Annotated in this window: 10 protein-coding genes and 2 pseudogenes; 7 read left to right on the top strand and 5 right to left on the bottom strand. The window is 54.7% G+C overall.

Annotated elements, in window-relative coordinates; genetic code table 11:
* Positions 1-20: 20 nt before the first annotated feature.
* Both AB3U87_RS13050 and malM read left to right on the top strand, forming a co-directional pair.
* On the top strand, positions 21-1,316 hold the full coding sequence (locus AB3U87_RS13050; protein ID WP_199746425.1) for a maltoporin: 1,296 nt from the start codon (positions 21-23) through the stop codon (positions 1,314-1,316).
* Positions 1,317-1,335: 19 nt separating this feature from the next.
* The gene (gene malM / locus AB3U87_RS13055; RefSeq protein WP_253456592.1) at positions 1,336-2,217 is read left to right on the top strand and encodes a maltose operon protein MalM; all 882 of its coding nucleotides are present in this window, start codon (positions 1,336-1,338) and stop codon (positions 2,215-2,217) included.
* Positions 2,218-2,257: 40 nt separating this feature from the next.
* Here malM and AB3U87_RS13060 read toward each other — a convergent pair whose 3' ends face one another.
* Positions 2,258-3,178, bottom strand: a complete 921-nt coding sequence (locus AB3U87_RS13060; RefSeq protein WP_301251531.1) for a GlxA family transcriptional regulator — start codon at positions 3,176-3,178, stop codon at positions 2,258-2,260.
* Positions 3,179-3,204: 26 nt separating this feature from the next.
* Positions 3,205-3,747, bottom strand: a complete 543-nt coding sequence (locus AB3U87_RS13065) for an isochorismatase family protein (RefSeq protein ID WP_253456588.1) — start codon at positions 3,745-3,747, stop codon at positions 3,205-3,207.
* A gap of 241 nt (positions 3,748-3,988) precedes the next feature.
* Between AB3U87_RS13065 and AB3U87_RS13070 the strand changes: the two genes are divergently transcribed.
* Both AB3U87_RS13070 and AB3U87_RS13075 read left to right on the top strand, forming a co-directional pair.
* Positions 3,989-4,231 (top strand): type II toxin-antitoxin system Phd/YefM family antitoxin, encoded by a 243-nt coding sequence (locus tag AB3U87_RS13070; protein ID WP_253456587.1) that lies wholly within the window; start codon positions 3,989-3,991, stop codon positions 4,229-4,231.
* A gap of 5 nt (positions 4,232-4,236) precedes the next feature.
* The gene (locus AB3U87_RS13075; protein WP_253456585.1) at positions 4,237-4,524 is read left to right on the top strand and encodes a type II toxin-antitoxin system RelE family toxin; all 288 of its coding nucleotides are present in this window, start codon (positions 4,237-4,239) and stop codon (positions 4,522-4,524) included.
* Between the two features lie 102 nt (positions 4,525-4,626).
* Here the strand turns inward: AB3U87_RS13075 and AB3U87_RS13080 are convergent, their stop codons facing one another.
* From AB3U87_RS13080 to AB3U87_RS13090, 3 genes and pseudogenes are all read right to left on the bottom strand, one after another.
* A complete protein-coding gene (locus AB3U87_RS13080; protein ID WP_253456583.1) occupies positions 4,627-5,616 on the bottom strand; it encodes an aldo/keto reductase in 990 nt (329 codons plus the stop codon).
* Positions 5,617-5,663: 47 nt separating this feature from the next.
* Positions 5,664-6,219: pseudogene (locus tag AB3U87_RS13085) on the bottom strand (aldo/keto reductase).
* A gap of 159 nt (positions 6,220-6,378) precedes the next feature.
* On the bottom strand, positions 6,379-7,581 hold the full coding sequence (locus AB3U87_RS13090; RefSeq protein ID WP_301730593.1) for a multidrug effflux MFS transporter: 1,203 nt from the start codon (positions 7,579-7,581) through the stop codon (positions 6,379-6,381).
* 165 nt (positions 7,582-7,746) lie between these two features.
* On the opposite strand from AB3U87_RS13090, the pseudogene AB3U87_RS13095 reads away from it, so the two are divergent.
* The 3 genes and pseudogenes from AB3U87_RS13095 to AB3U87_RS13105 form a co-directional block, all read left to right on the top strand.
* A pseudogene (locus AB3U87_RS13095) lies at positions 7,747-7,908 on the top strand (LysR family transcriptional regulator); the annotation flags it as partial.
* Positions 7,909-8,588: 680 nt separating this feature from the next.
* Positions 8,589-8,870: a hypothetical protein gene (locus tag AB3U87_RS13100; RefSeq protein WP_301251524.1), complete on the top strand. Its 282-nt coding sequence runs from the start codon at positions 8,589-8,591 to the stop codon at positions 8,868-8,870.
* A 205-nt stretch (positions 8,871-9,075) separates the two neighbouring features.
* The coding region (locus AB3U87_RS13105; protein ID WP_394149312.1) for an Ig-like domain-containing protein at positions 9,076-10,501 on the top strand (1,426 nt) is incomplete at its 3' end.

Genomic DNA, 10,501 nt, shown 5'->3' on the forward strand with positions numbered 1-10,501 from the left:
ACAGTCCCCTACAGGAGAAGATGATGATAACAATACGTAATTCCTCTCTGGCGCTGGCCGTGGCCGGCGCGCTTTCCACCCAGGCGATGGCGGTAGATTTTACCGGCTATGCCCGTTCCGGCATTGGCTGGTCCGGCAGCGGCGGCGAGCAGCAGTGTTTTAAGGCCACCGGCGCGGAAAGCAAATATCGCCTCGGCAACGAATGCGAAACTTATGCGGAGCTGAAACTGGGTCAGGAAGTGTGGAAAGAAGGGGATAAAAGTTTCTATTTTGATACTAACGTCGCCTATTCCGTATCGCAGCAGAACGACTGGGAATCGACCGATCCGGCCTTCCGCGAAGCCAACGTTAAGGGCAAAAACCTGATTGAATGGCTGCCTGGCGCCACGATGTGGGCCGGTAAGCGCTTCTACCAGCGCCACGACGTGCATATGATCGACTTCTACTACTGGGATATCTCCGGGCCGGGTGCCGGTCTGGAAGATATCGACGTCGGCTTCGGCAAGCTCTCTTTTGCCGCCACGCGCAACACCGAAAGCGGCGGCTCCTTTGGCTATATCGCCGATCAACGCGACGAGCTGCCTACCTCGAATGACGTCTTCGACGTGCGCCTGGCCGGGCTGCAAACCAACCCCGGCGGCGTGTTAGAGCTGGGCGTGGATTACGGCCGCGCCAACGCGCGCGACGGCTATTCGCTGGCCGATGACGCCACCAAAGACGGCTGGCTGCTGACAGCGGAACATACGCAGAGCATCTATAACGGCTACAACAAGCTGGTGCTGCAATACGCCGCCGACGCCATGACGGCGGAAAGTACCGGCACGGCTAACGGCCATTCGACCGGCGCCGCCATCAACAATAACGGCAGCATGGTGCGCGTACTCGACCACGGCGCGCTGGATTTCAACGACAAATGGGGTCTGATGTACGTAGCGATGTATCAGGATACCGATCGCGATAACAATAACGGCACGACCTGGTATACCGTGGGCGTGCGGCCAATGTATAAATGGACGCCGATCATGAGCACGCTGCTGGAAGCGGGCTATGACAACGTGAAATCCCAGCGTACCGGCGACCGCAACGGCCAGTACAAAGTAACGCTGGCGCAGCAGTGGCAGGCTGGCGACAGCATCTGGTCACGTCCGGCCATCCGCGTCTTTGCCACCTACGCCAACTGGGATGAAAAATGGGGCTACGACACCGACAGCGGCGTCGATAACGGCCTGGCGATGAACGACACCACCGCGCGCACCTTCAGCCGTGGCAACGACGACGAAGTGACTTTCGGTGCGCAGATGGAAGTCTGGTGGTAATGCAAACAAGGAAACTCTGATGAAAAAGACGCTGCTCTCTCTTTGTCTGTCGCTCAGCCTGATCGCTGGCGCGCAGGCGGCTCAGCAGGATGCCTCCGCCGCCCCGAAAATTTCTGCCCAAACCTTGCGTAGCCTCGCCTGGACGCCGCTGGTGCCGCCCGTCACGCAGGATGTGACGCTCGGCAGCACCGCAACGAAGATTAATCAGGGCGAAATTCAGGGCGCCGCTGCGGCCTTCTCACTGCCTGCCGATCGCGGCTCGCTGGAGATCGTTTTGACCAGCCTGGTGACGGGCAAAACGGTATATGCGCCAAACGTGCTGGTGCTTGACGAACAGATGCGGCCAGCAGCGTTTTATCCTGCCAGCTATTTTCCTTATCAAAAGCCGGGCCTGGTCTCCAGCGACAGGCTGGAGGGCACGCTGAAGCTGACCCCGGCGCTGGGCCAGAAGCAGATTTACCTGCTGGTTTACACCACGCAACAAAACCTTCAGTCGACCACGCAAATGGTCAATCCTGCCAAAGCCTATGCGGCGGGCGTGGGCAATGCGGTGCCGGATATCCCCGATCCCATCGCCACGCACACGCCAACGGGCAAGATCAGCCTGAAGGTCACCGCCGAGCAGAAAGCCGGTAACGTTATGATCGGCCAGCTGTTCCCATCTTCCGAGCCTGCGCCTGCCGCGCCGGCGGTTATCGGTCATTCTGCACGGGCGGAGCCTGCTCCGGCAGCGAAACCGGCGGAACCGATGCTGGCCGAGTCGGATCGCTACTTTAACGAGGCGATTAAAAAGGCCGTGAAGGCCGGAGACGTGGATAAAGCGTTGAAACTGTTGAACGAGGCCGAACGGCTGGGTTCCACAACGGCCCGCCAGACCTTTATCGACAGCGTAAAGCATTAAAAACAGCGCGTCGGCACAGGATTATCGCCGACGCTCTTTTTTATTCCTGCCAGCGCTGAAGCGCCCGCCTGAGCTGCCGTGAAGAAGAAAATCCTGCCGCCAGCGCCGCTTTTTCCGTGCCTTCGCCCTGCTGTAATCGCTGTCGGGCCAGCGCCAGCCTCAGCTGTTCATGATAATCCCGTACGCTAATCCCCAAATGCTGCCTGAACAGGCGCGTCAGATGACGAGCGCTGACGTGCACGCGCCCGGCGATCTCCTCCAGCGACCAGTCCCGCTCCGGCCGGGCAATCAGCAAATCCTGCGTACGATGAATGGCCGGATTGAGATGGTTGCGATAGCGCAGCCAGGGTGAAAGCTGCGGATCGTCACCCGAACGGCGGAACCAAATCACCATTTCCCGCGCCACCGCCAGCGCCGTCTGCGGGCCGCACAGGCGATGGATAAGATGCAGCGCCAGATCGATACCTGCGGTGATGCCTGCGCTGGTGCAAATGCCGCGATCTTCCACAAAAATGCGGTTTTCTTTGATGATAGCGGTAGGTTCAGCGCTTTTCAGCCGATGGATGACTTCGTGATGGGTCGTGCAATGTATGCCGCGCAACAGGCCGCTGCGCGCCGCCAGAATGGCGCCGGAACAGATACAAACCAGCGTAATTTGCCTGGCATAAATGGCTGGTTGCAGGCGCATCAGCCAGTGCTGCGCGGCAATAGCCTGCGGCGTATCGAAAGCGACGCTGGAATCCGCCACGCCCGGCACCACCAGTAGGCTGCCGTCAGGCAGGTTTTCCGGCAGCGGTGCCAGCTGGCCTATGGTCATGCCGGTCGAGGTCGGCACGCTCTCCTGCGGGCCGATATAGCGCAGGCTAAAGGCATCGCCGGCCAGCTGCAGCGTCTCCGCCGGGCCGGTGATATCCAGCGTCATCACGCCGGGCAGCGTTAAAAACCAGACCGGGACCGCCATACTTTTTCTCCAGTGCAGCTGACGCGTTACGCCAGCGCCAGCAAACATTCTTCCACGGTAGCGACAGCGGCAAAACGGTTGATCAGCACGCTTTCGGTGCGGTGCCGCAGATCCGCGATGCTGAGCGTAATGCCCTGATGCGTAATCGGGAAAGTCAGGGTCGCCTCGGTAACGAAGGTAACTTTATAGCCCAAATCGGATGCGACGCGGGCAGTGGTTTCGCAGCACTGCTCGGTACGCAGGCCGCTGATAATTAAATGTTTAACCTGATGTTGACGCAGCCAGTCTGCCAGCCCGGAATCGGTCAGCGCGTTATGCACTGTTTTCTGCACGGTAGCGACGGCGTGATGCTGCAAAAAAGGCAGGCGCTTCACCAGGCCGGACGCCAGCGAAAACGGGCCGTCCGCCTCGACGTGGAACACATCCACCACCGGGATTTCCCTGGCCTGGCAGCCGGCAATCAGCTCGCTGAGCTTTTGCTCAAAAGCGGGCGTTTCTGACGTTTCGCGGTAGCCACGATGATAGAAAGATTCCTGCGCGTCAATCACTAACAGTACGGTAGCGGTCATTTTGGGACTCCGTTGAGTAGGGCTGAGACGTCAATAATGACGAGGAATGACGCCGCGCAGAAGACCATAAACGGACAGGATCGCGTGTGGGAAGGACAACAGTATGTCGGCTCAACGCAAAACGAAAAAAGTTTGCCTGAGACTGCCTCCTGCCAGCGCAACATGATGATAAAAAGACTTGTTAACAGGTCTTGAGCCGCTCTACAATAAGACTGCTTAACAGGTCTTTCAGGAAGGTAATATGGCTAGCATTATTCTCAGTGATACAAGCGCAAGCGTCAGCGAACTGAAAAAGAACCCTATGGCTACGGTAGAAGCCGGTGCCGGCCTTCCGGTAGCCATTCTTAACCGTAATCAGCCGGCGTTCTATTGTATTCCGGCGCAGCTTTACGAACAGATGCTTGAAATTATTGACGATCGGGAACTGGCCGCCCTGGTTAAGGCAAGGGAAAGCCAACCTTTACTCGATCTGGATTTGGACTGACCGCCATGAGCTATACGGTAAAAATCAGGGAAGAGGCGCTGAAGGAATGGAATGGGCTGGACAGCAGCGTGCGTGAGCAATTTAAAAACAAGCTCAAAAAGCTGCGCGAAAACCCACACATACCTTCAGCAAAATTATCCGGAATGCCAGACTGCTATAAAATTAAACTCAGGGCCTCCGGTTTTCGCCTTGTTTACCAGGTGCTGGATAATGTACTCATTATTGCCGTGGTAGCAGTAGGTAAACGAGAACGCAGCCAGGCCTATAAACTGGCGAGCGAAAGATTGCGTTAATCAACGGAGAATGGCTTAGCCTGCTCCTTAACGGCGGGAAGCCCGCAGGGCAGGAAAATCGCCGAAAAGAAAAGGCTTACGGTGTCCCGCAAGCCTTGACCGTTAGCGCCCGACGCGCGCCTGTAGCGCAGCCGGATAACGTTCGCCGACGATTTTTATCGTCTCCAGCGCCTGATTGATTTTATGCAGATCGCTTTGATCGAGCTGGATCGCGACCGAGGCCAGGTTTTCCTCCAGACGATGTAGCTTAGTGGTGCCGGGAATCGGTGCTATCCACGGTTTTTGCGCCAGGAGCCAGGCCAGAGCAATTTGCGCGGAAGTGGCATTTTTCTCTGCGGCCAGCTGCGCCAGTAAAGTAACCAGCTTTTCATTGGCTTCCAGCGCCTCGGCGGCAAAACGCGGCACCTTGCTGCGGAAGTCATCTTCGCCGAAAGCGGTGCCCGCTTTGATCGCGCCCGTAAGGAACCCCTTGCCTAACGGGCTGAAGGGCACAAAGCCGATGCCCAGCTCTTCCAGCACCGGTAGAATTTCCTGCTCCGGCTCGCGCCACCACATCGAATATTCACTTTGCAACGCGGCTACCGGCTGGATCGCGTGTGCACGACGAACGGTTTTTGCGCCCGCTTCAGACAGGCCAAAGTGTTTTACTTTGCCTTCGGCAATCAGATCCTTCACCGTTCCCGCCACATCTTCAATCGGCACCTCAGGATCGACGCGGTGCTGATAAAGCAGATCGATCACGTCGGTTTTCAGGCGGCGCAGCGATCCTTCAACTGCCTCGCGAATATGCTCCGGGCGGCTGTTTAAGATCTGCTGCTTATTGTCTTCACCAAAGGTAAAACCGAACTTAGTGGCAATGACCACGCGATCGCGGAAAGGCTTCAGCGCTTCTCCCACCACTTCTTCATTTAAATAAGGCCCGTAGACTTCGGCCGTATCAAAAAAAGTCACGCCGCGCTCGACGGCGGCGCGGATTAATTCCACGGCCTGTTTCGTCCCGGTTGCCGGGCCATAACCGAAGCTTAACCCCATACAGCCCAGTCCCAGCGCCGACACTTCCAGCCCGGATTGACCAAGAATACGTTTTTGCATTGTTGAACCCCTTGCGATTGAACAGAGAGCCTGATTAGCGAACGGCATCAGACGTCGAGTTTGCGTTTAGTGAGCCACTCCACCATGGCCGGATCGCGATGCGAGAAGAAGGCGCTGGTGGCCGTATCCAGCGCGGCGATTTGCATCATTTCCGCGTCGGTCAGCGTAAAGTCGAGAATATTGATGTTTTCTGCCATCCGTTCTTTACGGACGGATTTCGCCAGCGACACGATGCAGCTCTTCCATCGCGCGCCACGCGCCGTGTACGTCGCCATAGGGCTGGTGGATCAGGTAGAGATCGACATAGTCCAGCTGTAGGCGGTTCAGCGAGCGCTCGAACTGCGCTTTTGCCCCCTCGTAGCTGGCGTCCTGTAACCATAATTTAGTGGTGATAAACAGCTCGTCGCGCGCAATGCCGCTCTGCTTCAGCGCGTTACCGACCTGGGTTTCATTCTGATAAGACGCGGTGGTGTCTATTAAGCGGTAGCCGGTTGCCAGAGCATCGATAACCGCGCGTTCGCATTCTGCCGCATCCGTCATCTGAAAAACGCCAAAGCCCAGCAGGGGCATGGCAATTCCGTTGTTTAGCGTGACTGTTTGCATGACGTTGCCTTTTGTTTACGAGTCCAAAAAGCATACGGCAGAAAGATTTATTCGATTAGAGGGGATAATGCGCAAGAGCTTATTAGCCATGCTCATAACTGAAGCCAGCGGCGGCAGGCTTGTAGCGAGTGCTGACCTATCCTGTCGGCAGCTGACCGGCTAATTCCCCGGCCGCGTGGTCAGCGCTATCATCGCGCTGGCGACCGTAAAGAGCGCGATAATCCAGGCCATGGTCCAGGGCGTGCCGTCACTGAACCCTGCCAGCAACAGGGAAGAGACGATGCCGCTGCCGTACTGTAGCGAACCAACCAATGCCGAGGCGGAACCGGCCATATGCGGCACGCTATCCAGCGCGGCGGCCGTCGACGTGGCGGCGACAATGCCGTTCATGGCGAAAAAAATAAAAATCGGCAGCGCAATCAGTACGGCACCGCCGATAGCCAGTTTTGCAGCCAGCGCCAGCACCAGGGTGGCGACGGCCGCAACGACCACGGCGAATTTCAGCAGGGTTTCAAGCGGATAGCGATGCACCAGGCGCCGGTTAACCAGGCTGACGCTCATCACGCCAACAATATTCAGCGCAAACAGCCAGCCGTAATACTGCGGGTCGATGCCGAAATAAGTAATGTAGACAAAAGGCGAGCCGGTAATAAACGCGTAGGCGGCCACGTAATAGAAGGTTACGCAGAGCGTATAGCGCATAAACTGGCTGTTTTTCAGCAGCAGAGCATAGTTATGAAAGGCGCTGGTTAAAGACGCCCTGACGCGTTTCTCTGCGGGCAGCGTTTCCGGCAGCCAGGCTAACAGTATCAGCATTAGCACGCCAATCACGGCCAGCAGCCAGAAAATAGCATGCCAGGAGGCGACCTTAATCATTTGTCCGCCCAGCAGCGGGCCGATAATCGGCGCAATCGCCATAATAACCATCAGCGTAGAGAGCATCTGTGCTGCGCGGGTACGGCTGTACAGATCGCGGATCATCGCGCGCGCCAGCATCGGGCCGGTACAGGCACCCAAAGCCTGAAATACGCGCCAGAAAACAATCTGCGTCAGGGTCGTGGAAAGCGCGCAGCCCGCCGAGCCGATAATAAACAGCGCCATGCCGATAAACAGCGGTAGCCGACGGCCAAAATGGTCGCTCAACGGCCCCCAAATCAGCTGGGCCAGGCAAAAGCCAATCAAAAAACCGGTAATGGTTAATTCCACATTGCCCTGTAATTCTTTTGCCATTATGGGCATGGCGGGCAGATAGATATCGGTGGATAACGAGGTAAAGGCCATTAATGCGCTAAGAATAGCGACAAAAAGAAAGCCGGAGGTTTTGCGAGTCGCCATCAGCGCGCCAGCCTGAGAAGGAGTCATAAATGATTATCTGAAGGAAAGGTCTTCCTATCTTACTGAAATAACCGCGACTGATAATGGCTTATCGAAAAACGACAATATGAGCGGTGCTCATTAATGTTTATCTGCTAAGAAACAAAGCGCTACCGGTTTGTCTGATAAAGGAGGAGAAAGCCGCCATGAGAGCCGCATATCCAGGCCGGCAGATTGACGGAAGTCCTGACCGATTACGCCACCGTCACTAAACCCGTATCCATTCTGTACCCCGATCGGCGTTACCTTTCACCTAAAGTCCGGGTATTTATAGACTGGTTCGCCGAAGTCTTTGCAAAGCAATACCCGCTTTAAAACGAATATAAAGTATTAATAATAAATAAGATTTTAAATGGGTGTAGGGGGAGGGAACCTGTCATACCGGTTCCGCGCCCGACACACTGGCTGGACAACAGGCTGACGCCCGGACAATCGTGACGGTCAGCAAGATTTTACAGCAGTATTCATCCTCCTTATTGTTGTTTATTGACCTACAGACAGCAAAATCTTTACGCACCAGGATAAACCCAATTTTATATTTAACCCTTTGATTTAATTTATATAAAAATAACTCAGGTTCGTTCCTGATTGTTTTTATCAGAATTAAATTCTGAATTTGTCAGGAAGTTAAAATAATCCGTTAAGTAAAAAACGGCGTCACGACAGGGAGAATTCTGGGATGTTGTTATACAGATGTTATTATTAACGGCTTGTGAACAAACTGATTAGGCTTTTATGCTGCTTTTATTTTATTGTATAGATGTATCTGTTTATCTTTATCATTCTTAACAAAGCGCTTAAATTATTAATTTAAACATGTAATATTAATGCAATAAGATTTCCGTAAGCGTCTTATATCGGAGGCACCGTTGGGGAAAATTATTGCAGGCTACTACATTGGACAATACGTCCAGTTTGATCTGAGCCATCGTAGAATTTCCAATTTCGATAAGAGAAACCACAGCGCTATCAAAGAATATCGGCTGCGGGAGACCATGCTGCGTCTGCTTCTTTTCCTGTTACAGAACGCCAACGACAATGCCGTACTGTTCAAAGATATTCTCTATCACGTTTGGGATCGTCATGGACTGCAATCTTCCAATCAACGGCTGTGGCAGGTGATGCAGCTGTTGCAGTTACGTCTGCTTTCGCTGCATGTACCTCATGATTTTATTACCTTTTGCCAGATGACGGGCGGTAAAGGCGTTTACCTTAAAGGCGATATGATCAGGCCGTATTATTTCCAGAAAAAAACAAGCGCAGCCGACGCTGTTTAATGCACGGTCGTGATAATAAAAAATGATTAAATACGGCAGAATATTATTGATTCTGACTTAATTTTTTTAAGATTACTTTTGACGCTTATCTTTTTAATAAAAAGACGCCTGTCCCTGAACAGGCCGTAATGATTTGTTTTTTCCAACCGGGGTAGTGATTTTCGGAAAGCTATTCATATATTTTAAATATATTATCGGTGAAAAAATGAACCTACAATTAATCATCAAAGATGTCAGCGGTAAAGTCATTGCCAGACACAACTTAATTCCACAACAGCCTCTTTCTCTGACGCCGCCTGCAAACGCCTCTACTTTTGAAGTGCACAGTAATGATGGCAACCTTCCCGCGCAAATTAAAGCCACCAAAAGCAATAGCGGTCTTAAGCTGACATGGGCAGACGAAGCCACCGGCGAAAATTATGAGGTATTGCTGGATAATTACGCGCCGGACGTGCCGCCAGCCGTGACCGCCTCCGATCCGGACGGCGTCGTGTATGCCTTTGACTATGACCCGGCTTCTGCCGTGTATGAGCTCACCGATACTTCCGCTGAACTTCTGACCGTGGGGGACAATAGCGTCATGCTGGCTGCGGGAGGGGGGATTGGTGCAGCTGCGCTGCTGATCGGCATCGGCGTCTCGAATCATTCCAGCGGCGGCGGCTCTTCATCCGACGATGATGCCGCGTCCACGGTCAGCCCATCCATCGTTTTAACCGACGCCAGCGGCAATATCCTCAACAGCGGCGATACCATCAGCGACAGCACGCTTACGTTAAGCGGAGAAGGCATGGCGCCGGGATCCACCGTCGTGATCAGCGATGGAGGAGCCGTCATTGGCGAAACCACCGTGGATGAAAACGGGCGCTGGAGCTTTACGCCGAATGAGGCGCTGGCGGATGGCGGTCACACTATCGTTGTGGATGGCACAGATATAAACGGCAACGGCGTCAGCGACAGCGTGGACGTAGTGGTGGACGCTCAGAGCAATACCGAAACCGAAAACGGTGGTGAAGATGGCTTAATCGATCCGGAAAATATCCTGGACGAGGATATCCCCGCGCCTGAAGGCATAGTGCCTGTCGTAGTGATTGCTGATGACAGCGGCAACATTATCAACAGCGGCGAGGCGACCCGCGACAGCACGCCGATGTTCAGCGGCAGCAATTATCAGCCGGGCGGCACGGTGACGATCGCTAACGGTGATGCGCTGCTGGGCGAAACGGTAGTCGAGGCAAACGGCAGCTGGACGTTTACGCCGGAAGCATTACCGGAAGGTGCCCACACTATCACGGTTATTGGCCCCGATATAAACGGCGTCAGCAGTAGCAACAGTGTTGATTTGGTGATTGATGTCACTGCGCCGGAAGGGGTGGATACTGCCGGCGTAGTGATTACGGATGAAGCGGGCAACGCCATCGATCCGGGCAGCGCGTCCTCTGATCCTACGCCGACCTTCAGCGGCGACGGCGCGGAGCCGGGTGCGACCGTGGTGGTCAGCGACGGCGACGAGGTCATTGGCGAAACGGTTGTGGAGGAAGACGGCAGCTGGTCGTTCACGCCGGACGAGCCGCTGGCGGAGGGCGACCACGATATCTCCTTCGAAATAATCGACGAGGCGGGCAACGGCAGCG

The sequence above is a fragment of the Erwinia plantamica genome (genome assembly GCF_043420595.1).
Taxonomy (GTDB): domain Bacteria; phylum Pseudomonadota; class Gammaproteobacteria; order Enterobacterales; family Enterobacteriaceae; genus Erwinia; species Erwinia aeris.

Bases quoted from the DNA above. Each gene is read 5' to 3' on its own strand.
- AB3U87_RS13050 (WP_199746425.1), top strand. From the start codon at position 21: ATGATGATAACAATACGTAATTCCTCTCTGGCGCTGGCCGTGGCCGGC.
- malM (WP_253456592.1), top strand. From the start codon at position 1,336: ATGAAAAAGACGCTGCTCTCTCTTTGTCTGTCGCTCAGCCTGATCGCT.
- AB3U87_RS13060 (WP_301251531.1), bottom strand. From the start codon at position 3,178: ATGGCGGTCCCGGTCTGGTTTTTAACGCTGCCCGGCGTGATGACGCTG.
- AB3U87_RS13065 (WP_253456588.1), bottom strand. From the start codon at position 3,747: ATGACCGCTACCGTACTGTTAGTGATTGACGCGCAGGAATCTTTCTAT.
- AB3U87_RS13070 (WP_253456587.1), top strand. From the start codon at position 3,989: ATGGCTAGCATTATTCTCAGTGATACAAGCGCAAGCGTCAGCGAACTG.
- AB3U87_RS13075 (WP_253456585.1), top strand. From the start codon at position 4,237: ATGAGCTATACGGTAAAAATCAGGGAAGAGGCGCTGAAGGAATGGAAT.
- AB3U87_RS13080 (WP_253456583.1), bottom strand. From the start codon at position 5,616: ATGCAAAAACGTATTCTTGGTCAATCCGGGCTGGAAGTGTCGGCGCTG.
- AB3U87_RS13090 (WP_301730593.1), bottom strand. From the start codon at position 7,581: ATGACTCCTTCTCAGGCTGGCGCGCTGATGGCGACTCGCAAAACCTCC.
- AB3U87_RS13100 (WP_301251524.1), top strand. From the start codon at position 8,589: ATGCTGCGTCTGCTTCTTTTCCTGTTACAGAACGCCAACGACAATGCC.